This window comes from Pseudoduganella sp. jia 9, assembly GCF_055502615.1.
On record NZ_JBUPWE010000025.1, the window covers coordinates 1 to 25,098 of the forward strand.

Genomic DNA, 25,098 nt, shown 5'->3' on the forward strand with positions numbered 1-25,098 from the left:
GACCGAATTTGGAGTCGAGGCACGGCGCGGCCTGACAATCCTGGCGATCGTCGCGGCCGTACCGTCGCACGCGCAAACCGTTACGTCGTACAGTGAGCAGAACAAGCTGATTCGCGCGCCGAACGCCGTCATCAGGCTCGGTGACGACCTGTTCGGCGACAAGGTCAATCTTTATACGGGGACGCTCGAGTTCTCCCAGACTGACGTCAGCCTCCCCGGAAACAGCACGATTCCGGTGTCCGTCGGACGTCGCTTGGTGGCAGGGCAGGAAGCGAAGACGGGCACCTTGTTTGGCGGTTGGGATCTCGAAATTCCGCATCTGCACGGCATATTTTCATCGGCAAAAGGCTGGACCAATCCCCACGGGACCGGCGCTCGCTGCTCGAGTTTCGGCGTTCCGCCAACGATTTCCACGCCCGCAAGCGGCGGCACCGCTTCCTGGATTGGCACCGAATACTGGCACGGCAGTTTCCTCTACATCCCCGGCCAGGGCGACCAGGAAATGCTGGTGCGTACGGCGTCCTACATTGCCGCACCCGCCGGTAATCCCACCGCCGCATATCCGCTCGTGACACGCAATAACTGGCAGATCCGCTGCCTGCCCTCGCTGGCCGCCAGCAATGGCGCCACGGGAGAGGGTTTCGTTGCCGTCTCCCCCGACGGCACGCAGTACCAGTTCGACTGGCTGGCGACGCGCTCGCTGCCCGCGATGCAGAAATCGTCACTGGCGCCGAGTATGGGCATGGCACCCGGCCCGCAAGGCGATGCCAGTGCCGGAATCGATACCAACCTGCCACAAGAAATAGTCGCAAGCCCGCAACTGAACCGCGTGGAAGTCTGGATCCTGCCAACGGTCATCACGGATCGTTTCGGCAACAAGGTCAGCTATACCTATGACACGGCGAACAAATGGCAGCTCAAGTCCATTGTGGGAACCGATGCAGCGGGCAGCCCAAGGACGCTGACATTGACGTACGTCAGTCCTGGCTCGACCAATCCTGCCGTGAAAAGCGTGTCCGACGGTACGCGAACCTGGACCTACAGCTACAGCGGCTCCGGCCTCGCAGCCCGGCTCAATACCGTTACGTTACCGGACGGCTCGGCATGGCAGCTTGCCGGAGCAAGCCCGCTCGCCGTCGGGCTTGCGTACCAGGGAGACGGCAACTGTGACGGCCCCGGGATCGTTTATGACACCGCCGCAAGCGGATCCATGCGGCACCCTTCCGGGGCAACCGGCACATTTACATTGACCCCGACCCGCCACGGCCGTGCCGGCGTACAAAACAATTGCCGATTCGATGTGATGGCGCAAACGTACACGGCCACGTACCCACGCTTGTTCGACACCTATGCGCTGACGAGCAAGCAACTGGGCGGACCCGGTCTCGATACGCTGACATGGACCACGCAGTATCCGGAGGCGAAGTCGAGCTGGGCACCATGCAGCGCCTGCCTAGCCGAGAAAACCGTCCGCGTCACCAACCCCGGCGGAGACATTACCGAGCACACGTTCGGCACCCTGTCCCGCGAAACCGAAGGCCAGCTGCAAAAAAAGGAAGTGGCCAGCGGTTCCGGCGACGTTCTCCGCTCGATCACGATGCACTATCGCGCCGCAGTCGCCCCTTTCGGGGTGAGCCTGCAGCCGCGCGGCGATGGCTACCTGTCGGCCCAGGTCATGGAGGTGGACCGGCGGGTCACCTCGCAGCAAGGCGAGGAGTTCACCTGGGAGGCGAGCACCTTCGATGCATTCGCTCATCCGACCGAAGTGACCAGATCGAGCAGCCTGGGTTTCTCGCGCAAGGAAAAGACCACCTACGACAACAACCTGTCGAAGTGGGTGATCGGGCAGGTCGGGGAGGTGACGGTGGAGGGCAAGCCGATGACCAGGCATACCTACGATCCCGCCACGGCCGCGCTCTCCAGCGTCAGCAGCTTCGGCAGCCTGCAACGGTCGATGACCTATCATGCCGACGGCACATTGCAAACGCTGTCGGATGGCGCCCGGCAGACAACCACGTTCAGCAACTACAAGCGCGGCATCGCCCAGAACATCGGCTATGCGGACGGCAGGAGCGAGAGTGCCGTGGTGAACAACCTGGGCCGGATAACGTCGCTGACCAACGAGGCCGGATCGACGACGGCCTTTGGCTACGATGCGATGGGGCGTATCGCATCGATTACCTATCCTGCGGGCGATACGGTAGCCTGGGCCGCCACGGGCATCTCGTTCACCCGCGCCACCAGCAGCCAGAACGGCTTGCCGGCCGGCCATTGGCAGCAGCTGGTCTCGACCGGCAACGGACATGCCAGGACCTACTTCGACGCACTATGGCGCCCTGTGTTCGTCGAGCGCTGGGACAGCGGCGACAAGGCAAATACCTTCCGCATCACGCGCCAGCGCCACGACCACGCGGGCCGCACCACGTTCGAATCGTATCCGCAGCGCAGCCATGAAACGCTGGGCGGCGGGATATCGACTTCCTACGATGGCCTGGGCCGCATTACCGGCACGACAGCCGACAGCGAGCTTGGCAGCCTGTACACCAGCAATTCCTACGATGCCGGTTTCAGGACCACGAAGATCGATGCCCGCGGCAACCAGACTACCCATGAATACCAGGCCTTCGACGATCCCGACGACGGCGCCCTGGCCAGGCTTGCCATGCCGGAGAACGTGACGGTCGCCATCGCGCGCGATCTGTTCGGCAAGGCGAAGACCATCGTTCGCAGCGGCGCCAATTCGAGCGTCACGCGCAGCTATGTGTACGACGCCAATGAGCGCCTGTGCAAGACCATCGAGCCGGAAGCCGGCGCAACGGTGCAGGCCTACGATGCCGCGAACAACATCGAGTGGCGCGTGACCGGCGCGGCCCTGGCTTCGGCGGGCAGTTGTGACACGGCCACGGCGAAAGCCATGACCGCATCGCGCACCACCTTCGGCTATGACAAGCGCAACCGCATGACGGCATCGACGTTCGGCGACGGCAGCCCGCCGGTCACGCGGACCTGGACGGCCGACGGCCTGCCGGAAACGATCACGTCGAACGGCGCGAAATGGACCTATACCTACAACAAGCGCCGCCTGCTCGAACGGGAGAGCCTGGCCTATGGCGCGCGCGTGTACGACATCGACCGCGGATACGACGCCAACGGCTCGGCCGCGAAACTGGCGTATCCCGCCAACAGCCTCACCATCGATACGCGCCCAATGCGCTCGGCGAACCGACCAGGGTGGGGAGCTACGCTACCAACGTCACGTATCACCCGAGCGGGGCGATCGCCGGTTTCGTCTACGGTAACAATATCGTCCGCAGGCTCACGCAAAACACGCGCGGCCTGCCGCTCGCGGCAAGCGATGGCGCGGTGTTGAAGGACACCTATTCATATGACGGGAACGGCAATGTCAGCGGCATTGCCGATGGGGCGGGAGCAAATACCAGCCGCACCATGCAGTATGACGGCCTGGACCGGCTGAAAAGCGTGACCGCGTCCAGCCTGTGGGGAACCGCCACCTACCGCTATGACGCGCAGGACAACCTGACCGCCGTATCGGTGTCGGCCGGCGCCAATGCGCGCAATACGCTGCTGGCCATCGATGCCGGCACCAACCGGCTCAAAGCCGTCAGCGGTGGGCCGGCGAAATTCACTTTCGCCTATGGCTACGATGCCCGCGGCAACATCACCGCGCGTGGCGCGCAGGTCTACACGTTCGACCTCGCCAACCGCATGACGGCTGCGAAGAATCTCGCCACGTACCAGTACGACGGCCTGGGACGACGCGTCAGCATTGTCGGCACGGACGGCCATAACCGCGTGCAGGTCTACAGCCAGGCCGGTCAATTGCTGTATTCGACGGTTGGCACGCAATCGGCCACCCGCTACGTCTATCTGCACAACCACGCGATCGCGGAGGTGAAATGATGCGCGCGCCCCAATCCCGCCGCGCCGACGCCGGCGCGGGCCACTCGACGTGGCTCGAATTCGTGCTTGGCCTGCTGATGGCACTCATGCTGTGCGTGGCGGTAGGGGGCGGCGCCACTGCCCAGGCGCAAACGCTGCCTGCGCCGAACGTGCAGGCGCCGCCGGGCGAAGGCGACGATCCCTACGACGATGCGGCGGTGACCAGTTACTCGGTCCCATCCAGCATGGAGGCCGGAAAGTGGTATGACGTGTCGGTCACGATGAAAAACACCGGCAACACGAGCTGGCGCCAGGCCGCCGTCCAGCCCTACCGGCTCGGCTACCTTGCTGCCGGCAACCAGTTCGGTGTCGGCCGGATCGACCTGGGCGGCCGCACGATCGCGCCGGGGGCCAGTTTCACCTTCGCCTTCAGCGTCAAGGCTCCCGCCACCCCCGGCAATTACGATTTCGTCTACCAGATGCTGGTGGAGCACGTACGCTGGTTTGGCCAGACGTTTCGACGAACCGTTGCCGTCGTGGTACCGGCCCCCATCCACAATGCGCAGATCACGGCGCTTTCCGTGCCCACCTCGATGGTGGCCGGGAAGAGCTACGGCACATCGGTCACGCTGAAGAATACCGGGAACATCACCTGGGTCAAGGCCGATGGCTACCGGCTGGGCACGTCGAGTCCCATCGACAACACCATCTGGGGTATGGGGCGGATCGAAATGGGCGCTGCCACGGTGGCTCCCGGCGCCAGCACCACCGTCAGCTTCAACGTCACCGCGCCGGCCACCACCGGTACCCATGCATACGACTGGGGCATGCTGTGGGAGCGTCACCTGCGCTTCGGGGCGACGACGAAGACGATGGTCACGGTCACCGCCCCGGCAGCGACACCGAAACCGAAACCGACGATTTCGGTGTCGCTGCCGGCAATGACCGCTGGCCAGGCGGTGACCCTGGCATGGTCGACGTCCAACGCGACATCGCTGTCGCGCGTGTGCACGGCGTCCGGCACCGGTTATGCGGTGAACGAAACGGTGGCGGTTAATGGCTCACGCACGGTGACGCCGCAGGCCGCCTGGGTCAATTACCCGTCGAACTGCACCTGGAAGGCGACAGGCGCCAGCGGCACGACGACCTACACCCACACGATGACGACGGCGGCGGCACCGACGCCGCCAACGACGCCAACGACACCGCTTCCCACCATCAGCGTTACCCGGCCGGCGCTCGTCGTCGGCCAGGCCGTGACCATGAAATGGTCCACGACCAATGCCACGTCGCTGTCACGCGTGTGCACGGCATCGGGGACCGGTTACCAGGTCAACGAAACGATGGCGCTCAGCGGCTCGCGCTCGATAACGCCGCTGGCGGCCTGGGTAGGCTATCCGTCGAACTGCACCTGGACGGCAAGCGGTGCCGGCGGGAAGACGGCCCATGCCGATCCCATGACGACCGCCGCGAATGTCAACGTCACGTATATCCACACCGATGCGCTGGGCAGTCCGGTGGCCCGGACGGACGGCACGGGCAATCTCATCAGCCGGACTGCCTACGAACCCTACGGCTATACCGCTGCGGGCGTGGTGCCGACGCTGGGGTTCACGGGGCATGTGAACGACTGGGACAGCGGACTGGTTTACATGCAGCAGCGGTACTATGATCCGGTGGCGGGGAGGCTTTTGAGTATCGATCCGCTCACGCCAGATAAGAACACCGGCGAAAGTTTTAATCGTTATGTATACGCTGAAAACAATCCGTACAAATATCTTGATCCCGATGGTCGTCAAGTAGTAGTAATTATCGGCAGGCGTAAGCGTCCGGATCCATCTGCTGATCCGTACATGCCTGCGGCATCGCAAGGCAATGGCGATCCGATTACACGAGCAATTGCGAATGCGATCTTTGGTTCGAATAGCTCGACAGGCGGGGCCCTGCCTCCAGATGATCAAGACGATGCGCGCAATAAAACGGAAACGCATCACAAGTTGCCGCGACGCTTTAAGGAAAAATTCGAGGAGGCGGGACTCGATATCGAAAAATATACCGTAGAAATCCCGCGTGACCTGCACCGTCTTAAACCTAATGGATTGCACACTGGGCCAAACAGTTGGAACTCGCAGTGGGCGAAGTTTTTCAGGGAAAATTCAAATCCCTCCAAAAATGAAATACTGAATCAACTTGGCAAGATGGAAAAACAATTTATTCAACAGTTGGGAGTTAAATAATGGATGACTTTGTATTCTTGTCCCCACCTGAACACGGGGCAATTCGCGCCGAATGGACTTCGAAAAAAAATACTGTCGAGCGCATTGTGTGTCCGTTAGATCCTGGACATGCTCGAGGCGGGGCAAGGCTGGGGCAGTTGGATGTAAGCTTGAGTCACCGCCCTAAGCCGCAATCGATTGTTTGGACATGGTATGGGGAGTTGCTCGCCACATCCGAAACAGTCAAACTATTGAAGTCCCAAGGAGTCACAGGATTTGAAGCTCGCCCAGTCACTACTCGATATCGCGGAGGCGAAACATCATTGGATCACTTACAGGAAATTGTGATCACTGGTTGGGGCGGATTGCCAGCCGCAGCTGCTGGTGTGCGTCGAATAGAACACTGCTCGGCGTGTGGATTTGCGGCTTTCTCCTGCTTCAATACTGGCGCAAATTTGATAGATAAAACGCAATGGGATGGTTCGGATTTCTTTTTTGTTTGGCCTGCTCCGCGATTCATAATTATAAAGCGGCGAGTTGCTGAAATATTGAAAGACTTTGGCATAGTGGGATGGTCTATTGAAGAGCTAGATACAGTATGTTGCACTTCGCAGTTAACACCTGGGGCATTGAAGCTATGGGTCGACAATAGTAAGTTGGCTGAGCTCTGTGTTGACTCAACACCTCAATCAAAGGAATTTTTCGAATAATTTGCTCGATATTCTTCTAACATCCCAAAAAGTTAAAGCGAATCAGTCAATTCCACCTGCGCTTCAGGACGACGGCCAAGACGATGGCCACGGTCTCTGCGGGCAATGACCGCCGGCCAAGCGGTAACCCTGGCATGGTCGACGTCCAACGCGACATTACTGTCGCGCGTGTGCACGGCGTCCGGCACCGGTTATGCGGTGAACGAAAAGGTGGCGGTCAATGGCTCGCGCACGGTGACGCCGCGAACCTTATGGCTATACCGCTTCGGGCGTGGTGCCGACGCTGGGCTTCACGGGGCATGTAAACGACTGGGATAGCGGGCTAGGTTACATGCAGCAGCGGTACTATGATCCGGTGGCGTGGAGGTTTTTGAGTACTGATTGGCCGCATGGCCGGCCGCCAGTCAGGGAACAAAAATATTACAAGATGATGATACCTCGTGAACACGGTGAGGAAAACGGGGGTATACCAAGAACAAAATGGGTACATGGTGGTGCTGCCGGCATGCATCCTATTTGCAGCCGTCGTGTAATTAATCGTTGAGAAATCGTTGCGCCGTGTTGAGCCGTGTGGAGTTTCTGTAAGTTTTTGTTGTGTCTCCCCGGACAACGATACACATGCTTGCCGCGAGTACAACAGAACGCTGTCTGACGAGCCCAAGCCAAATCCACGCAGAAATCCACAAAAGGCAGAAATACAATGACTGGTACACAGAATCGAGGAAAAGTAGTATTTAGGCTGGAGCAAGATGAGTTCGGATACCCCCCCAACTGACACTGAGATAGTTTGGGCATATGAACTTCCCAACGGAAATTATAGGGTCGATAATATCCCGTTTTATATTCGCGGCGTAAGTTCGAATGATGAAATATCGGTGGAAAGAGTGGATGATGCTGTTTTTTTCGCGAGGTAATAACCCCTTCGGGAAATTCTACTTTCCGATTACTTTTGTGGGCCCCAGGAAAAAGTTACCAAATTCGTGGAGATCTAGGCCTGCTGGGTTGCTCGGTTGAGTTCCACAAAAATGTTGCGCTGCTTGCTGTCGAGATTCCTGGAGCGGTGTCGATTGAGCCGTTCTTAGACTATGTCATGGCCGCCCAGGAGCGCGATGAGCTCGATATTGAGGAGGGTGCGCTCCGACATACGCATTTTTATTAATGAACCGAGGCGAGGCCGGGCATGCAGACCCGGCCTTTGCCTCGGCTATCTGGTTTTGTCATGCCAGAAGCAACAAGCGCTCGGCTGGCTGCTTTGATTGATAGAGCCACCCACAAACACGAAATACTTTTTCCATGCCCATTCTTGGTTAATTAAGAGAGGCGAACCGGTCGTATTTGCGCGAGGAACATCCGCACACCACCATGCTGGAAACGCTGGTGAGGCTGTCCCCCTTGGGCCAAAGAAACCTGGAAAGGCGCCGACGAATAAATAGTTGGTATTCGAGAAGAGAGTGATGAAAATAATTTCAACTGATGATGGGCTAGAAGTTGCCACTGTTGGCTTGCGTTCGGAAATCGGCCTCGAGATTTGTGCCACAGTCGATGACATTAGCCTCGGCAGCGAATGTCGTGAGTTCATTCGGTTTGCGGCCGAGTACATCAGAGGCGGACACTCGATCAAGCCAGGTGAAACGCTGGGCTACGGCTATTGGATAACGAAGGCAGTTTCTGCCGACAAGGGGCGCCTGTGTTTTTGGGAATATACGCCAGATGCGGTCGAGTATGTTCCAGGGGTTTCCAATACGCTTCGTTACTGGAGAGATCAGCACACTGTTTGTGACAGAGCATCATCGTTGTTCTGCCCACCAAATGCAGCACAGATGGTTGCGATTTCGGATGGAGTGTTTGAGGGGAACGATGTGCAGGGGGTGCGGTATCCATCGCCGACACTTATGTCCGGATGGTGGATAACTACAGATCGTTATGACGGAAACGTGTCGTCACTTAGGACGGTACATGCGCATCATCTAACTGCGGCAAGACCAGATCTGGCTCAGTTCCTCGCTCTCGCCGTTGGTTACCGGTTTTACTCTGATAATGGCGAGGTTCGATTCGATCCGAGGGTTCTCAACAATGGATAGCTTTAGTTCAGATAGCGCCAGTGCTTGACGCGTCTGAGAGGGAAGAATCACAGGCGACCGAACTCCACTGAGGCGCCACACGCAAGGCCGGGATCAGGTCTGACATCTTGACACGGCCGCTGCCTTAGTCGCTCGGCCTTGCTTGGGTCAAGGCCGATGGCTACCGGCTGGGCACGTCGAATCCCGTCACCTGCGCTTCGGGGCGAAAATTGCCATCCTGATTTTCTGCCCCTTGTTCCTGCCCTTCTATGGCCGTTGAACCATCTGCGATTGCCTGCGCAGCTGCCATCCCAGCAGGCCCAGGCCGCCCACCACCATCAGCAGCGAAGACGGTTCCGGCACTGCGGAAACGCTCGCCAGTTCGCTCGCCGCCACGGTGATTCCGCCCGGAATACCGTTGACCTGCGGCGCCAGCGCGAATTCGACCAGGCTGCCGGCAACGCCGATGTAGCCGCTCAGGTCGGTGTTGTACAGCGTCGCGGCGAACAGCGAGGCGTCGATGTTCTCGGTGGTGTCGAAGGCGCCGTCGAAGCGGATATCAAAGCTGAACAATCCGCCCAGCTGGACGAACTGGGTCAGATAGTCGCCACCGTTCTGGTTGCCCAGCACCACCCCGGCCGGGACCGCGCCGGTGACAGCTGGCGAGGCATCGAACGTGGCGCCGAAATCACCGCTGAAGTTGTCGAGGATGGCGCTGGCCGGCGTGGCCCCGGCGTTGGCCAGGAAAGTAAAGTCCAGCAGGGCCTGGCCGGTAAAGCTGCGGGTGTCGACGCTGACGTGGTAAATCGGCGCGGCGTGGACGGCGTGGCTGGCCAGCAAGGCGAGCGCGGCCAGGCACAAGGCCAGGCGATTCTTTAAATTTTGCATCATTTAAATGTCCTCGATCTCAAAAGTGTCCGACGAAAACGGCATTGGCATAGCTGATGGCCACCTTGCCGGGATTGCTGTAGACCAGCGGCACCTTGACCGAGGCGCCGGGGGCAATGCTGCTGGCTTCAAGCGTGACGTAAGGCGCACCGTCGCGCATGCCGCTGGCATTGTCGAGCGTGACGCCGGCCGGCAACTGCGTGAGCACCAGCTGGAACGGGCCGGCCAGCGCGGCGCCGCTGTGGTTGGTCAGCGTGATGGAGGCGCTGTACTTGCCGGTGATCCGGTTCCAGGTAAGCCCTGAACGCAGCAGCGAGAAGCTCGACGAGACATCCAGGTTCGCCCCCTCGATCGCTACCTTGCCCGAGCCGGCGGTGGCCAGGTTGTGCGCCTTGACCTCCTGGAACGACGCGCCCGGCCGGTAATCGTAGGCGGGCGTCCAGCCCAGCTCATTGGTGTAAGGCCCGACCGTGAAGCCGCTGCTGGCTGCGGCGGCCACCACCTTGGCCCAGTTGTTCTCCAGCGCCGCCTTCGCCGCCGCTTCCAGCTCGGCGGATGCCGGCACGCCATTGATCCACGAGCCCACGTCCTTGAACTGGTAGCCGTTCAGGTTCGACATCACTTTCGTGGCATCGGCGCCGGGACCGCTGATCTCGAACGCGTTCGATTCGGACAGGATCTTCGATTCCGCTCCCATGCCGATGAAGTAGCCGAGGCGGTATTTCGCCGTCTCCGACGTATCGCCCCGGTAGTAATTGTTGTAGACGTGGATGCGGCCGAAGCGTGCGCGCGGCGCGCGCTGGGTAATGTTGTCCCACACATTGTTGTGGAAGGTGATACGGTTGAAATCGCGCTCCTTGACGCCGTTCCCGTCGCCCGAACCGCCCACCATATTGGTCTTGTCGTGGTTCTTGAAGACGTTGTACGAGAGGGTGACGTAATCGCTGCTGTCCTCGATGTCGATCAGGCCGTCGAAGCGGTTCACCTGCGACGTGACACCGTTGATGGTGACGATTTCCTCGGCGGGATTGCCGTCGCTCAGGGTGCAATGGTCGATCCACAGCTGCTTGCCGGTCACCACCGAGATCGCCTTGTAGCGCGAATCCCAGGCGCTCTTGCCGTCCCAGCTGGGCGTCAGGTCCTGCGGCGCCTGGAATTCCAGGTTGCGGATGATGATGTTGGGCGTGGCATTGATCGAGAAATAGCCATCGACCACCCTGGCGTCGCTGCCCACGCCGACGATGGTGGTGTTGGACGGAATGATGAACTGGATCTGCGCTTTCTGCAGGTTGCGCAGCGTGGAGCGCGCGGAGCTCAGCGCCGAAATGCGCGCACGCAGCGCGATCGCCTCCGGGTCGCCCTGGGCCACCCGGATGTTCAGGTCGGCCATGAAGGCGGTGTCCAGGCTTTGCAGGTACAGGTTGAAGTCCCATTTGGCGGCGGTGGCGTTGAGGGACTTGTAGTAGGCCTCGTCGGCCAGCTTGCCGTTGCCCAGGTCGGTGCCGTAGATGGTGCCGGCGATCTGGATGATCTTGGGTTCCTTCTTGGCCGCGGCGGGATCGCTGGCATATGTCGGGCTGTTGACGTTCGCCAGGGCCGCATTGAGCTGCGCCCAGTTGCGCACGACATAGATATTGCTGGCCGGGGCGCCCGCGCCGCCCGTGGTGCCCGCGCCCTGCGAGGCCCAGCCGCTGGCCGCGTGGCCTTGTGCCAGCAGCGCCGCCGCGGCTTGCGGAGCGTTACCTCCCTGGACCTTTGCCGCCGTGGCCGCGCCGCCAGCCGGACCGGCAGCGGAATCGCCGCCCGCCTCGCCGCCGCAGCCCTGCATGAACAGGGCCGCGACCACCATGCCGAATGCCGTCTTGCACGGCCTGCCTGCTTTCGTTTCCGTATACGCGCTGCGTCTTGTCTCCATTTTCGCCTCCTTCAAGGTCATATTGGTCAGGCCAGTATAGATTTGGCTCGACCAGAACGGGACGCGTCGATGTTTTTTATATACGAAAAATCATGGTGTTGATTGCAAACGTTTTCAATCAGATGCAGAAAAAAAACCGCCGGTGCCTTGCGGCGACCGGCGGTCATCTGGCGCCTGGCGGCACTCAGAGATCGGACATCAGAACTTGTACGCCAGGCCGATGTTGTAGCGCCGGCCGTACTCCATCACGTTCTGGACGTACTGGTTGCCGCCCTGCTTGTGGATCACGCGCTGGCTGGTGATGTTGTCCAGGCCCACGTGCAGCTGAAGTTGCGGCGTCAGGTATTTCGAGATGTTGGCGGAGACATAGGTCTCCTCGTCGTTCTCGACCAGGTAGCCGGCAGTCCAGCGCGGCATGCGCACGAACGGGCTGTGGTAGTTGGCCTGCAGCCGTGCCTCGAAGCCGTTTTTCTCGTACCACAGCGTGACGCCGCCATTGCGCTGCATCAGGCCCACCATCGGGAAGTCGCCGGCAGTGAACTCCTTGATACTGCTTTCGTTGTACGAGAAATTGGCCGACATGCCAAGGCCGTCGAACGGTACCGGCAGCATCGTGAAGGCCTGCTGGTACGCCAGTTCCAGGCCGCGCACATAGCCGCCGTCGCCATTGATCGAGCGCGTGATCGTGGCCTGGCGGCCGTCGATCGTGGTGGTGTCGCTGGTGATGCCGATGTAGCTGCCTACCTTCTTGTAGAACAGCCCGGCCGACAGCAGCGCGCCCTTGTCGAAATACCACTGGTACGACAGGTCGGCCTGGTTGGCCATCATCGGCAGCAGGCCCGGATTGCCGGCGCTGCCGGTCAGCGGCTGGCTCGAACCCGGCGTGGTGTCGATCGACAGCGAGCGCGAGGCGCGCATCTCGTCCATCGGCGCGCGCGACATGGCACGCGCCAGCGAGAAGCGCAGCTGGTGTTCCTGCGCTTCGTCCAGGTTGAGGATCAGGTTGGCGCTCGGCAGTGCCTTGGTGTACGACGCGCCGCCTTCGACCGCCGTCGGCGCCGCACCGTTGCGCGACTCCATGCCGTAGCCGGTCTGCTTCGTGTGCACCACGCGCAGGCCGACGTTGCCGCGGTATTTCAGGCCGAACATTTCGCCATCCAGGTCGCCCTGGGCATACACGGCGCTGCTGCGTTCCTTCACGCGCCAGCCGGCCAGCAGGTCGGTGGTGGTCTGCGCGCGGCCGTCCGGCGACAGTGCGCCGGCGCCGAACAGCGACGTTGCAGTGCCGTCGAAATCGTTCAGCATCAGTGCCGGGAAATAACCTTCCGCGCCGATCGTCTCGAATGCCGAAGCGGGCAGCGACGCGGCCGTGGTGGCCAGGTTCCAGGTGGTCTGGTGGAACGATTTTTCGCGGTCCGAGAAGCGGGCGCCGAACTTGATGCGGCTGACTGGGCCCAGCTCGACCGGGCGCCAGGCCGACAGCTGGGCCGAGTTCAGCTTGTCGTCGACGTGGCCGTCGGCATCGATGTACAGCGCCGGGGCGCCGAAGATGGCCGCATTGCCAGTGTCCTGCGTGAACGAATAGGATTGCTGCTCGTTGCCGGTGAAGGACCAGCTCAGCGTGCCCGGCGCGCTGGTCTGGCGTACGTCGGCCCACTGGCTGTCGCGGTCGGCGCGCGAGACGGCCACGTCGGCGTCGACCTTCCAGTCGCCCACGTTGAACTTGCCGTTCAGGCCACCGGCGAAATTGCTCATGTTCTGGAACCAGCGCGTGCTGTGCGTCGAGACGGTGACGTCGCGCACGGTGGCACCCACCACGTAGCCGTCGCGGATGTCGAGGTTCGAGAAGTTCGGCGTCTGCCAGCCATCCCAGTTGCCGATGTCGCCGGTCCAGTGCTGCACGCTCGGCTCGTGGATCTTGTTCTTGGCGTAGTAGACGTCCGCGGTGATCTGCGCATCCGGGCTCAGCTTCCACTCCACCTTGCCCAGCACGCTGGCACGCTCGTTGGTGCCGCGCTTGACCTCGTCCTCGAAGCCCCACGGCGTCTTGTCGACGCGGCCGTCACCGTTCATGTCGACCGAATTGCTCTCGTTGAAGGCCCAGTGGTTCTTGCGTTTCTCGATCGACGGCTGCTTCTGGTAGCTGGCCGCCAGCGCCACGCCGACGCTGCCGCCGGCCAGCTGGTCGATGTAGATGCCGCCCAGGCGCGGGCGCCATGCCTTCGCATCCACGTCGTTGGCCAGCGGGTAGTACAGCGCATCGGCCTTGACGGAAAGCTGGCGGCCCTTGTATTTCAGCGGCTGCACCGTCTGCAGGTCGATCGAGGTGGCCACGCCGCCTTCGATCAGGTCGGCGTTCTGCGTTTTATAGACCACCGCGCCGGACAGCGACTCGGACGGGAACTGCTCGAAGCGCACCGCGCGGTTCGGCTCGGACGATGCCAGCTCGCGGCCGTTCAGCGTGGCGCCGATGAAGCGCTCGCCCATGCCGCGCGCGACGATCTGGCTGGCGTTGCCGCGATCCAGGCCAGCGGCCAGGCCCGGCAGGCGGGCCAGCGATTCGGCGATTGTCGTATCGGGCAGCTTGCCGATGTCTTCCGACGACACCACCTCGACGATGCTGTTGGAATTTTCCTTGACGGACAAGGCGCTGCGCACCGATGCGCGGATGCCGGTCACGGTGACCTGCTGCACGGCGGTCTCGCCGCTGGCCGTGGCTTCGGCCTGCTGGGATGCCTGCTGCGCAAGCGCGGCGGATGGCGTGGCGAACGCGGCAGGGACGAGGAACAGCGCGCGCACCAGTGCGCCGATGGGGGTGAGCTTCATGGAGTCTCCGTATCGTTATTATCGAAAAGTGCCGTCGGCCTGCCGCGCAAGCCGCTCGATCAACTTCGTGATAAAAATTCTATGTGGCTGAAATGGTTATCAGCCAATGAAGAATTGCCGAAGACGTATATGAAAAAGATATAGATCGGTTCGCACCGCGGCCAAGTCCTTGTATCCACAAGGAAAATAGCCGGGTGCAAGCAACTGGGGAAGTATCGTTACTTTGGTCAACACGTTGCGCGATTGTAACGAAGACGCGCTCGATCTTGCCTTCTGGTTACTGGCCCGGCGCTGGCGCCGGCTTCAGGCTGTTGGCCAGCGCCACGTAGGCTTCCATCGGCACGGTTTCCGGGCGGGTGCCTGGATCGATGCCGGCATCGACGATCTGCTGCTCGGTAAACATCCCCGCCAGGCAGTTGCGGATCACCTTGCGGCGCTGCGAGAACGCCTTCGCCACCACGGCTTCCAGCGTGGCCTCGTCGCATGGCAGCGGCTCGGCGATGGGGATCATCCGCACGATCGCCGAATCCACCTTCGGCGGCGGATCGAACGCGTCCGGCGGCACGATGAACATCAGCGCCATCCGGTAGCGCCACTGCAGCATCACCGACAGCCGGCCGTAAGCCTTCGTGCCCGGCTCGGCGACCATGCGCTCGACGACTTCCTTCTGCAGCATGAAGTGCTGGTCCTCGATCTGCGGCGCGAACTCGGCCAGGTGGAACAGCAGCGGGCTGGAGATGTTGTACGGCAGGTTGCCGACCACGCGCAGCTTTCGGCCTTCCGGCACGGGAATCGACCCGAAGTCGAACTTCAGCGCATCGCCGGAGTGGATCGTCAGCTTCTCGCGCGGGAAGCGCTTTTCCAGGCGCGTGACGAGGTCGCGGTCCAGCTCCACCACGTGCATGTGCGGCAGCGATTTCAGCAGCAGGTCGGTCATCGCCGCCAGGCCGGGGCCGATCTCCACCATCGTATCGCCGGGAACGGGCGCGATGGCGTCGATGATGTCGCCGAGAACGCGATCATCCTGCAAAAAATTCTGGCCGAAGCGCTTGCGGGCAATGTGTTTCATATATTCGTGTAAAAGTTTCCAGAACCCGGGGTCAGACCCCGATTTTGGGAAATTAATTGCCAAAAACCGGGGTCTGACCCCGGTTCTGAGAAATGTTCAGGTGCCGCGGCTGGCGTTGGCCATGTCGAGCGCGGCGCTGATGGCTTGTTCCATGCTGCCGCAGTCGGCGTGGCCGAGGCCGCGGGCGGCCAGGTCCAGGGCGGTGCCGTGGTCGACCGAGGTACGGATCAGCGGCAGGCCCAGCGTGACGTTGATGCCGCGGCCGAAGGTGGCGTATTTCAGCACCGGCAGGCCCTGGTCGTGGTACATCGCCAGCACGCAGTCGGCATCCTGCAGGTATTTCGGCTGGAACAGCGTGTCGGCCGGATAGGGGCCGCGTGCGTCGATGCCGCGTGCCCGCGCCGCTTCCAGCGCGGGCGTGATGACGTCGATTTCCTCGCGCCCCAGGTAGCCGTTCTCGCCCGCATGCGGGTTCAGGCCGGTAACGAGAATGCGCGGCGCGGCGATGCCGAATTTCGATTTCAGGTCGCGGTCGATGATGTCCAGCGTCGTGCCCAGGCCGGCGATCGTCAGCGCCGCCGGCACATCCTTCAGCGCCAGGTGGGTGGTTGCCAGCGCCACGCGAAGCTGCGGCAGTCCCGGCACATCCTGCAGTGAGCCGGCCAGCATCATCACCACCTGCGCGGTGCCGGTGCGGTCGGCGAAATATTCGGTATGGCCGGAGAACGCCACGCCGGCATCGTTGATGGTGCTTTTCTGCAGCGGCGCCGTGGCCACCGCCTCGAACCAGCCGGCCTTGATGCCTTCGATCGACGCATCGAGCGTGGCCAGCACGGCGCGGCCGTTGTCGCTGTCGAGCGTGCCCGGCACCACGTGGGCGGCCAGCGGGATGTCGATCACGGACAGCCGGTCCGGCCCGAAATGGGGCAGGCCGCCGTTGCGCACCGCCATCAGCGACAGCGCACTGACGCGGATCTCCGGATCGATCGCCTGCGCCGTCATGGCGAGGAAGGCGGCGTCGCCCAGCAGCACGCAGTTGACGCGCTCGCGCATCGCCCAGGCGGCGCGGATCGAGATCTCGGGGCCGATGCCTGCCGGCTCGCCGGTGGTGATCGCGATCGCGGGACGGACGCCCGGACGGCGCGCTGGCAAGGAAACGCTCATCGGCCGCCTTACTTCGCGGCTTCGGCGCGCAGGTCCTCGCTGCGGTACTCCACGTAGGCGCGGTCACGCACCTCGCGCTGGAAATCCTCCGCCGCTTCGACCATCTTCCGCTCGCGCAGCGCCATGCGCGCTTCGTTGCGTTTCTTTTCCTTCGACATGTCTTCGGACTTGCGCTCCACCACCTGGATCAGGTGGTAGCCGAACGCCGTCTCGACCGGGCCCGATACTTCGCCCGGCTTCAGCTCGTTCATCGCCTTCTCGAATTCCGGCAGCGTGTCGCCCGGGTACAGCCAGCCCAGGTCGCCGCCCTTCTTGCCCGATTCGTCGGTCGAATACAGCCGCGCCAGTTCCTCGAAGGTGGATGCCTTGCTGTCCAGCCGCGCCTTCATGTCGGCCAGCTTGCGCTTGGCGTCTTCGGCGCTGGTGGCCGGCGTCACTTTCAGCAGGATGTGCCGCGCGTGCGTCTGCTCCACGGCCGCTTCGGCCTGCGCCTGCGCCAGCGTGCGCTTGTCGACCAGCTTCAGGATGTGGAAGCCGGTGACGCTGCGGATGATCGGCGTGACCTGCCCCGGCTGCAGCTTTTCCAGCGCCTGGGCGAACACCGGCGGGATCCGGTCGGCCGGGCGCCAGCCCACGGCGCCGCCCTGCAGCGCGTCGGCCGAATCGGAATACGTGGCCGCCACCTTGGAGAAATCGCCGCCGGTGCGCAGCTGGCGCATCACGTCCTCGGCGCGCTGCTGGCGCTGGGCGATCACGTCCGGCGCGGCGTTCTCGGGAATGCGCACCATGATCTGCGAGATGTTGAGCTCCTGCTGCTCGGCCGCCGCCGCTTCCTGCGCGGCCAGGAAGCTGTCCACTTCCGCTTCCGAGATCTGGATCTTGGCATCCACCTCGTGCTCGCGCAGGCGGGTGGTGATGATCTCCTCGCGGATCTCTTCGCGGAAGCTGGCGAACGACGTGCCATCCTTCTCGATCTGGTCGCGCAGCTGCTGTACCGACAACTTCTGCTGTTCGGCGATGCGGGCGATCGCCCGGTCGAGCATCGTGTCATCGACGCGCACGCCCATTTCCTTGGCCATCTGCAGCTGGGCGCGCTCGACGATCATGCGCTCCAGGATCTGCCGCTGCAGCGCGGCGCTGTCCGGCAACTGCACGTTCTGCTGCTTCATGCGCTGCACGATGACGCCGACGCGCTCGGACAATTCGCGGCGCGTGATGACGTCTTCGTTGACGACCACGGCGATCGAGTCGATTTCGGGATTCCTGGACTGACCCGGCGGCGTGAAACCCTTCGGCTGCGCGGCCGGCGCGGCCTGGGTTGCCGGCGCCGCGGCCGCGGGCGCCGCTGCTGCGGGCACTGCAGCTGCGGGTGCCGCTGCTGCGGGTGAAGCGGCATTGGCAGGATCGGCTGGCTTCGCATCCTGCGCCGTGGCCACGCCGCCGGCAGTCATGGCGCACAACAGCAGTGTTGCGAGAGTGATCGGGTGCTTACTGAACATAATGCAAACGCTTTTCAGGTCAGGTGGAAAATGGTGAAGGATAGCAGGTGCGTGCCGCGGAAAGTGTAACAGCAAGTGACGGCGACCATGTCGCCGTCAGCGGCCCGGCCTCAGCGGCGATATCCCGGATTCAGTTGCTGGTAACCCGGAATGCTGTTCTTCAGCACTTCCAGCGGGTTGCCGATGCCGAACTTGGACAGGCCGTTCAGCTCGAGCTGGAAGAACACCTGCGTCGACGTTTTATTGGTGGTCGTCACGAAGCGCTGCGCGCCCATGCGGAACACCCAGCAGTCGCAGTTGTATTCGAGGCCGATCAGGCTTTCCAGGATGCGGTGATCCTGCAGCGAATAGCTCATGCGGCCGACGCCGAACCAGCGGTCCGTGATCGGCCACTGGGTGGAAAAGTCCACGTTCTTGAAGCTGTCGCGCAGGAAGCGGTAGCCAGCGTTGAACACCTTGCGCTGGCCGGGCTGGTACTGCACGTTCAGGTTCGAGCTGACCACGCGCTTGTCGCCCTGGTTGTACTGCACCGCGCTGTCCACGCCCCAGGTCTCGGAAATACGGCCGGTGGCGGCCAGCAGCAGGTCGGAGCGGCCGGTGCTGACGGGCTCCGAACTGGTCAGCTGCACGCGCTGGTCGTTGAAGTAGAAGCGCTGGCCGAACGCCAGGCGCAGGCGCTCGGCGCCGGATTCCTCGAGGAAGCGCGAGACGATCGCCGCCGTCACCTGGTTCGCATCGCCAACACGGTCCGAACCCACGAAGCGGTTCTCGGAGAACAGCTGGGTGAAGTTGAACGTGGCATCGGCCGTGTCGAACACGGGAATGTCGGTCTGGTCGCGGTACGGCGTGTAGACGTAGAACAGGCGCGGTTCCAGCGTCTGCGTGACGGCGCGGCCGAACAGTTTCGTGTTGCGCTCGAATTCCAGCCCCGAATCCAGGGAGAACGTGGGAATCGCCTTGGTGACCGAGCGGGATTCCTCTTCGCCGAACCTGTCGAGCTGGTAGGCGCTGGCATTGAGCATCAGCTTCGGCGTGATGAAGTAGCTGGGGCTGATGATCGGGAAGCTGATCTGCGGCTGCACCACGATGCGGTCGCCGTTGATCCTGGCGTCGTTGACGCAGGCGATGCCGCCGATATTGGCACCCGGGCAGATCGTTTCCGTCGCGTAGTGGAAGCGGGTCGCCTCGGCGTCCACCGACCAGTCGAAGCCGCCGATATCGTACTGCCCGGCGTGGAAATTCACCGCCGGCAGGCGGTCGTACGGGCGCGGCGTGACCGTTGCCGTATCCGGGTCCTGCAGCACCTGGTACTTCTGCACGCGCGCCGTCAGGCTCCAGATCTCGCCACGGTAGTCGGTGCGCGCCTCCTTCAGCAACTGGCGCTCGGCGCTGCCGGCCACGGTTTTCGAGAAGTCGGTCGGGTAATCCTCGTCCGATGCGGCGCGCACGTTCCAGCCATACGACCAGTCCTTGGCCAGCGCCTGCGAATGCGACGACTGGATCTGCCAGCGGTCGATGCCCTTTTCCTTGTCGTTGCGCAGGTATTCGACGAAGGTACGGCCTTCGTAGCTGCCGGCGGCCGTCTCGCCGATGTAGCGGCCCACCGCGCCCATCTGCAGGCCGCGCCGGCTGATGTAGTGCGGCGACACGGTGAGGTCGCGGTTAGGTGCGATATTGAAGTAATACGGCAGCGTCAGTTCTGCCCCGCCCCGCGAGGAAAAGCCCGGCACGGCAGGCAGCCAGCCGGACCGCCGCTCGCCGGACAGCGAGAAGGAAATGCCCGGCGTGCCGATCAGGGGCACATCCTTGAAATACACCACGGTGCCGGCGGCCACGCCCACGTCGCGGCCCTGGTCCAGGGTCAGCGTGCTCGAGCGCACGTACCAGTCCGGGTTCGGCCCTTCGCACGTGCTGTAGGTACCGTTGACAACCTTGGCCCGGTCTTCCGACAGAAAGTCGATGCGCTGGGCCTTGCCCTGCGCATTGTTCATTTCCAGCTTGTAGGTGGGCTGCAGCATGTAGCCCACCCCGGTCTCGGTATTGATGCGGAACTCGTCGGCCGTGTAGTAATCGCCGAAGCGCCACAGGCGCACATTGCTCTTTGCTTCCAGCTCGGATTCCACCTGGCGGTAGCAGGCGGCATCGGCGGTGACGCGCATCTTGTCCTGCACCACTTCCACGTCGCGGGTCAGGATCAGTTCCCGCTCGGGCCGGCCGCTGATTTCCTCGGCATGGATCGTGACCGGCGCATCCGGATCGTCGGCACGGAGCGCACCCGCCCCGGCAGCAACGCCAGAACTGGGCTGGGTCTGGGCATGGGCGGGTGCCGCGCAGGCGGCGATCAGGGCTGAGATGGCATACGCCCAGCGTTTCTTGAAGGGTGGGGCCAGGCTCATGGAAGGCAGGATACGCGACGCACTATAAAGAACACCATGCAGGCGATTTTTTGATTTGAATCCCTTATTATATGGGATTCCTTTGTCAATATCCGGTTTGCTCGGGCCGTACTTCATGTCTTTATTGCACACAATATCATCCAGCGGCGCACCCGCCGACGGCGACGCGCGCCTGCTTCAATTGAAAAACTGGCTGCAGGGGCTGGACATCGTCGACACCGCTTCGGCCCGCCCCGCATCGGCCGACGCCAGCTTCCGCCGCTACTTCCGCTTCGACGTGCTGCCGGCTGCACAGGCACGCCCTGGCGCCAACTTCGGGGCCACCCTGGTGGCAATGGATGCCCCGCCGGAGCGCGAGAATACCGCAGCCTTCGTGAAGGTGAACGCACTGCTGGCCGAGGCCGGCGTTTCCGTGCCCGTGATCCATGCGCAGGACCTGGACCAGGGCTTCCTGCTGCTGTCCGACCTGGGCACGACCACCTACCTGCAGGCGCTGAACCACGACAATGCCGCCACGCTGTATGCCGAGGCGCTGTCCGCGCTGGTCGACATCCAGCTGCGCAGCCAGCCCGGCGTGCTGCCCGAATTCGACCGCGCCTTCATGCTGCGCGAGCTGAACATCTTCCCCGAGTGGTACATCGGCAAGCACCTGAACACCACGCTGACCGAGGCCCAATCGGCCGAGCTGCAGAAGGTATTCGACCACATCGTCGCCAACTGCCTGGCCCAGCCGCAGGTATACATGCACCGGGACTACCACTCGCGCAACCTGATGTGGATGGACGAGAAGAATCCCGGCATCCTCGATTTCCAGGATGCCGTGTACGGTCCCATCACGTACGACGCCGCCTCGCTGCTGCGCGACGCCTATGTCTCGTGGGACGAGGAACTGGTGCTGGACTGGGTGATCCGCTACTGGCAGCACGCGAAAGCGGCCGGCCTGCCGGTCAGCAAGGACTTCGACGCGTTCTACAGGGACTTCGAATACATGGCCCTGCAGCGCCACCTGAAGATCCTGGGCATCTTCAGCCGCCTGAACTACCGCGACGGCAAGCCGCTGTACCTGGGCGACCTGCCCACGGTGATGGAATACGTGCGCCGCACCGCCAACCGCTACCGCGAGCTCAAGCCGCTGGTCAAGCTGCTGGACGCGCTGGAAAACCGCCAGCCCGCCGTCGGCTACACGTTCTGAGGACGCCATGAAAGCCATGATCTTCGCCGCCGGCCGCGGCGAGCGTATGCGCCCGCTGACGGACACCTGCCCCAAGCCGCTGCTGAAGGTGCGCGGCCGGCCCCTGGTCGAATGGCACGTGCTGAACCTGGTGCGTGCCGGGTTCACCGAGATCGTCATCAACCACGCCCACCTCGGCCACATGATCGAGGATTACCTGGGCGACGGCAGCCGCTTCGGCGCCACCCTCCTGTATTCCGCGGAGCGGGAAGCACTGGAAACCGCCGGCGGCATCGCCAACGCGCGGCACCTGCTGGGCGAAGAACCGTTCCTGGCGATTTCCGGCGACATCTGGTGTCCGCACTTCGATTTCAGCGAAGTGAAGGACGTCCTGCACGACAAGGACCTGTGGGGCAATGCCCACCCGGTCGAACAGCGCGACATCGCCTGGATCTGGCTCGTGAAGAACCCGCCGTTCCACCCGCAGGGCGACTTCGGCCTGAACATGTACACGGTAAGCTATCCGCCCCGGGAACAAGCGACGTGGACGTTCGCCAATATCGGCGTCTACCGGATGGAGATGTTCGACGGCATCCAGCCCGGCCAGCATGCCGGCCTGGGCAAGCTGCTGCGCGACTACGCCGGCAAGGGCCAGCTGGGCGGCGAAGTCTACGAGGGCGACTGGGACAATATCGGCACTCCGGCGCAGCTGGACGGGCTGAACGCGGCATTCGGGGTGAAGCGGCCATGAGTGGCCCGGGTGGCAAGTTCGCCGCGCGGCGCACCGCCCTGCTCGCGCGGCTGGAGCCGGGCAGCGTGGTCTTCCTCGCCACCGCTCCGGAAAGCGTGCGCAATGGCGACAGCGAATATCCGTATCGCCACGACAGCAGTTTTTATTACCTGACCGGCTTTCCCGAGCCGGAAAGCGCGCTGGTCATGGTTGCCGCGTCCGGCGAGCAGCCGGCCCGCGCCATCCTGTTCTGCCGCGAGAAGAATGTCGAACGCGAAATCTGGGATGGCCTGCGCCACGGCCCGGAGGCGGCGCAAGCCGAATTCGGCGTCGATGCCGCGTACCCGATCGCCATGCTCGATGAAAAAATGGCGGAGCTGCTGGCCGGCGCGCCCGCGCTGTACTGCCGCCTGGCGCGCGATGAAGGACTGGACGTGCAACTGCGCCGCTGGTTCGGCGCGGTGCGGGCAAAGGGCCGCACCGGCATCACCGCGCCGCCGGCGCTGCGCGACCTGGTGCCGCTGGTCGACGAGATGCGCGTCGTCAAGGATGCCGGCGAACAGGCGACCATGCTGCGCGCCGGCCAGATCTCGGCCGCGGCGCACCGCCGCGCGATGCGGGCGGCGCACGCCGGCGTGTTCGAATACGCGCTGGAAGCGGAACTGCTGTACGAGTTCCGCAGGAACGGTGCGCAATTCCCGGCGTATACGCCGATCGTCGCGTCCGGCGCCAACAGCTGCATCCTGCACTACAACAGCAACGACCGGCAAACCCGCGACGGCGACCTGGTGCTGATCGACGCCGGCTGCGAGCTCGATGGCTATGCATCCGACATCACGCGTACCTTTCCGGTCAACGGCCGCTTCACCGCGCCGCAGCGGGAACTGTACGAGCTCGTGCTGGCCGCGCAGGCCGCCGCCTTCCATGCGATCCGGCCGGGCAACACGTTCCACGCGGCGCACGATGCCGCCGTACGCGTGCTGGCGCAAGGCATGCTCGACACCGGCCTGCTGGACCGCGATACCGCGGGCAGCCTGGACGACGTGATCGCCAGCAAGGCCTACACGGCTTTCTACATGCACGGCACCAGCCACTGGCTCGGCATGGACGTGCACGACACCGGCGCCTACCGCCTCACCGACCATCCCGACAAGCCCTCGCGGCCGCTCGCCGAAGGCATGGTGCTGACGGTGGAACCGGGCATCTACGTACGGCCGGCGCCGGGCGTGCCGGAACGGTACTGGAACATCGGCATCCGCATCGAGGATGACGTGGTGGTGGCCGATGGCACGCCACGCGTGCTGACCGGCGACGTACCGAAAACGGTGGACGATATCGAGCGCCTGATGGCGGAGGGAACATGAGCACGAACATGAGCGATGCCATGCATGCCGACTACGACGTGGCGATCTGCGGCGCCGGCCCGGCCGGCATGGCGCTGGCAGCCTTGCTGGCACAGCGGGGCATGGCACCGTCGCGCATTGCGCTGATCGACGCGAAGCCGCTGGACGCGGCGCGCGACGACCCGCGCACGCTGGCGCTGTCCTGGGGCAGCCGGCAGATCCTCGGGCTGGTCGGCGCCTGGCCGGTGCCGGCCACCGATATCCATGAAATCCACGTGTCGCGCAAGGGCGCGTTCGGCCGCAGCATGATCACGCGCGACGAACAGCGCGTGCCCGCACTGGGCTACGTGACGCGCTACGGCGACATCGTGGACGTGCTGGCCGGCGTGACCGAACGCCTGGGCATCGTCTCGCTGCGGCCGGCGCGCGTCACCGGCCTGGAAGAAACGGCCGGCCACGTGCGCCTGGCGCTGGACGATGGCCATACTATCGTGGCCGCGATCGCGGTGCAGGCCGAGGGCGGCCTGTTCGGCGCACAGGCGGACAAGCAGACCATGCGCGACTACGGCCAGACGGCCATCATCGCCCAGGTGGAAGCCAGCGCCCCGGTCGCGCACCGCGCCTACGAACGGTTTACCGACGAAGGCCCGCTGGCGATGCTGCCGCAGGGAGAGGCGTATTCAATGGTCTGGTGCGTGCGGCCGGAAACGGCGCAGCAACTGCTGTCGCTGGACGATGCCGCCTTCCTGGCGCGGCTGAACGCCACGTTCGGCGAGCGTCTGGGCCGCTTCACGCACGCCACCCGGCGCCTGGCCTTCCCGCTCGGCCTGAACGCCGGCGTGCACGGCACGGCACGCACCACGGCGATCGGCAACGCCGCGCAAACGCTGCACCCGGTGGCCGGCCAGGGCCTGAACCTGGGCCTGCGCGACGCCACCGTGCTGGCCCGGCTGCTGGCACGCGGTGCCACGCCGGACAACCTCGCCGACTTCGCCACGCTGCGCCGGCAGGATCGCGACATCACGGTGCGCCTGACCGACACAATGGCGCGCATCTTCGCCAACACCTCGCCGCTGCAACCGGCGCTCGGCCTGTCGCTGGCCGCCATCGACCTGTTCAGCCCCGCGCGCTCCGTCCTGGCCGAGCTGATGATGTACGGCCGCCGCTAAAGCCAAAACTGGGGACGTACCCCTGTTTCCAGGAAATTTCCT

Annotated in this window: 16 protein-coding genes and 2 pseudogenes; 11 read left to right on the forward strand and 7 right to left on the reverse strand. The window is 63.3% G+C overall.

Annotated elements, in window-relative coordinates; genetic code table 11:
• The 7 genes and pseudogenes from ACY34H_RS26890 to ACY34H_RS26920 all read left to right on the forward strand — a co-directional run.
• On the forward strand, window positions 1–3,370 hold a 3,370-nt coding region (locus ACY34H_RS26890), incomplete at its 5' end, for an RHS repeat domain-containing protein (RefSeq protein WP_464976650.1).
• Window positions 3,367–3,921, forward strand: coding sequence for a hypothetical protein (locus tag ACY34H_RS26895; RefSeq protein WP_464976649.1), 555 nt, complete (start codon window positions 3,367–3,369; stop codon window positions 3,919–3,921). The genes ACY34H_RS26890 and ACY34H_RS26895, both read left to right, overlap by 4 nt.
• Window positions 3,918–6,137 carry an RHS repeat-associated core domain-containing protein gene (locus ACY34H_RS26900; RefSeq protein ID WP_464980498.1) on the forward strand — a complete coding sequence of 740 codons (2,220 nt, stop codon included), beginning with the start codon at window positions 3,918–3,920 and terminating at the stop codon, window positions 6,135–6,137. Before ACY34H_RS26895 ends, ACY34H_RS26900 begins: the two co-directional genes overlap by 4 nt.
• Complete coding sequence (locus ACY34H_RS26905) at window positions 6,137–6,826, forward strand: hypothetical protein (protein WP_464980499.1); 690 nt, start codon at window positions 6,137–6,139, stop codon at window positions 6,824–6,826. The genes ACY34H_RS26900 and ACY34H_RS26905 overlap by 1 nt, the downstream gene beginning before the upstream one ends.
• Before the next feature lie 256 nt (window positions 6,827–7,082).
• Window positions 7,083–7,370, forward strand: a pseudogene (locus tag ACY34H_RS26910) (RHS repeat-associated core domain-containing protein); the annotation flags it as partial.
• A 205-nt stretch (window positions 7,371–7,575) separates the two neighbouring features.
• Window positions 7,576–7,985, forward strand: a pseudogene (locus ACY34H_RS26915) (DUF4265 domain-containing protein).
• Window positions 7,986–8,280: 295 nt separating this feature from the next.
• Entirely contained in the window at window positions 8,281–8,907 is a 627-nt protein-coding gene (locus ACY34H_RS26920; RefSeq protein ID WP_464980500.1) for an immunity protein Imm33 domain-containing protein, read from the forward strand.
• Window positions 8,908–9,153: 246 nt separating this feature from the next.
• Here ACY34H_RS26920 and ACY34H_RS26925 read toward each other — a convergent pair whose 3' ends face one another.
• From ACY34H_RS26925 to ACY34H_RS26955, 7 genes are all read right to left on the reverse strand, one after another.
• Window positions 9,154–9,777, reverse strand: a complete 624-nt coding sequence (locus tag ACY34H_RS26925) for an NF038129 family PEP-CTERM protein (RefSeq protein WP_464980501.1) — start codon at window positions 9,775–9,777, stop codon at window positions 9,154–9,156.
• 16 nt (window positions 9,778–9,793) lie between these two features.
• Window positions 9,794–11,689 carry a pectate lyase family protein gene (locus ACY34H_RS26930; RefSeq protein ID WP_464980502.1) on the reverse strand — a complete coding sequence of 632 codons (1,896 nt, stop codon included), beginning with the start codon at window positions 11,687–11,689 and terminating at the stop codon, window positions 9,794–9,796.
• Window positions 11,690–11,887: 198 nt separating this feature from the next.
• Entirely contained in the window at window positions 11,888–14,515 is a 2,628-nt protein-coding gene (locus ACY34H_RS26935) for a TonB-dependent receptor (protein WP_464980503.1), read from the reverse strand.
• Between the two features lie 277 nt (window positions 14,516–14,792).
• Window positions 14,793–15,584: a 16S rRNA (adenine(1518)-N(6)/adenine(1519)-N(6))-dimethyltransferase RsmA gene (gene rsmA, locus ACY34H_RS26940; RefSeq protein WP_464980504.1), complete on the reverse strand. Its 792-nt coding sequence runs from the start codon at window positions 15,582–15,584 to the stop codon at window positions 14,793–14,795.
• 96 nt (window positions 15,585–15,680) lie between these two features.
• Window positions 15,681–16,748: a 4-hydroxythreonine-4-phosphate dehydrogenase PdxA gene (gene pdxA / locus ACY34H_RS26945; protein WP_464980505.1), complete on the reverse strand. Its 1,068-nt coding sequence runs from the start codon at window positions 16,746–16,748 to the stop codon at window positions 15,681–15,683.
• An 8-nt stretch (window positions 16,749–16,756) separates the two neighbouring features.
• Window positions 16,757–18,247, reverse strand: a complete 1,491-nt coding sequence (locus tag ACY34H_RS26950) for a peptidylprolyl isomerase (protein WP_464980506.1) — start codon at window positions 18,245–18,247, stop codon at window positions 16,757–16,759.
• A 110-nt stretch (window positions 18,248–18,357) separates the two neighbouring features.
• Window positions 18,358–20,643 (reverse strand): LPS-assembly protein LptD, encoded by a 2,286-nt coding sequence (locus ACY34H_RS26955; RefSeq protein WP_464980507.1) that lies wholly within the window; start codon window positions 20,641–20,643, stop codon window positions 18,358–18,360.
• Window positions 20,644–20,758: 115 nt separating this feature from the next.
• On the opposite strand from ACY34H_RS26955, the gene ACY34H_RS26960 reads away from it, so the two are divergent.
• From ACY34H_RS26960 to ACY34H_RS26975, 4 genes are read left to right on the forward strand one after another with little or no spacing between them, the layout of a single operon-like run.
• On the forward strand, window positions 20,759–21,835 hold the full coding sequence (locus ACY34H_RS26960; protein WP_464980508.1) for an aminoglycoside phosphotransferase family protein: 1,077 nt from the start codon (window positions 20,759–20,761) through the stop codon (window positions 21,833–21,835).
• A gap of 7 nt (window positions 21,836–21,842) precedes the next feature.
• Window positions 21,843–22,565, forward strand: a complete 723-nt coding sequence (gene murU / locus ACY34H_RS26965) for an N-acetylmuramate alpha-1-phosphate uridylyltransferase MurU (RefSeq protein WP_464980509.1) — start codon at window positions 21,843–21,845, stop codon at window positions 22,563–22,565.
• Window positions 22,562–23,908 carry a Xaa-Pro aminopeptidase gene (gene pepP / locus ACY34H_RS26970; protein WP_464980510.1) on the forward strand — a complete coding sequence of 449 codons (1,347 nt, stop codon included), beginning with the start codon at window positions 22,562–22,564 and terminating at the stop codon, window positions 23,906–23,908. The genes murU and pepP overlap by 4 nt, the downstream gene beginning before the upstream one ends.
• Window positions 23,905–25,056 (forward strand): FAD-dependent monooxygenase, encoded by a 1,152-nt coding sequence (locus tag ACY34H_RS26975; RefSeq protein WP_464980511.1) that lies wholly within the window; start codon window positions 23,905–23,907, stop codon window positions 25,054–25,056. The genes pepP and ACY34H_RS26975 overlap by 4 nt, the downstream gene beginning before the upstream one ends.
• The last annotated feature ends 42 nt before the right edge of the window (window positions 25,057–25,098 follow it).

Bases quoted from the DNA above. Each gene is read 5' to 3' on its own strand.
- pepP (WP_464980510.1), top strand. From the start codon at position 22,562: ATGAGTGGCCCGGGTGGCAAGTTCGCCGCGCGGCGCACCGCCCTGCTC.
- ACY34H_RS26950 (WP_464980506.1), bottom strand. From the start codon at position 18,247: ATGTTCAGTAAGCACCCGATCACTCTCGCAACACTGCTGTTGTGCGCC.
- pdxA (WP_464980505.1), bottom strand. From the start codon at position 16,748: ATGAGCGTTTCCTTGCCAGCGCGCCGTCCGGGCGTCCGTCCCGCGATC.
- ACY34H_RS26955 (WP_464980507.1), bottom strand. From the start codon at position 20,643: ATGAGCCTGGCCCCACCCTTCAAGAAACGCTGGGCGTATGCCATCTCA.
- ACY34H_RS26900 (WP_464980498.1), top strand. From the start codon at position 3,918: ATGATGCGCGCGCCCCAATCCCGCCGCGCCGACGCCGGCGCGGGCCAC.
- ACY34H_RS26925 (WP_464980501.1), bottom strand. From the start codon at position 9,777: ATGATGCAAAATTTAAAGAATCGCCTGGCCTTGTGCCTGGCCGCGCTC.
- ACY34H_RS26960 (WP_464980508.1), top strand. From the start codon at position 20,759: ATGTCTTTATTGCACACAATATCATCCAGCGGCGCACCCGCCGACGGC.
- ACY34H_RS26930 (WP_464980502.1), bottom strand. From the start codon at position 11,689: ATGGAGACAAGACGCAGCGCGTATACGGAAACGAAAGCAGGCAGGCCG.
- ACY34H_RS26920 (WP_464980500.1), top strand. From the start codon at position 8,281: ATGAAAATAATTTCAACTGATGATGGGCTAGAAGTTGCCACTGTTGGC.
- murU (WP_464980509.1), top strand. From the start codon at position 21,843: ATGAAAGCCATGATCTTCGCCGCCGGCCGCGGCGAGCGTATGCGCCCG.
- ACY34H_RS26975 (WP_464980511.1), top strand. From the start codon at position 23,905: ATGAGCACGAACATGAGCGATGCCATGCATGCCGACTACGACGTGGCG.
- rsmA (WP_464980504.1), bottom strand. From the start codon at position 15,584: ATGAAACACATTGCCCGCAAGCGCTTCGGCCAGAATTTTTTGCAGGAT.
- ACY34H_RS26935 (WP_464980503.1), bottom strand. From the start codon at position 14,515: ATGAAGCTCACCCCCATCGGCGCACTGGTGCGCGCGCTGTTCCTCGTC.
- ACY34H_RS26905 (WP_464980499.1), top strand. From the start codon at position 6,137: ATGGATGACTTTGTATTCTTGTCCCCACCTGAACACGGGGCAATTCGC.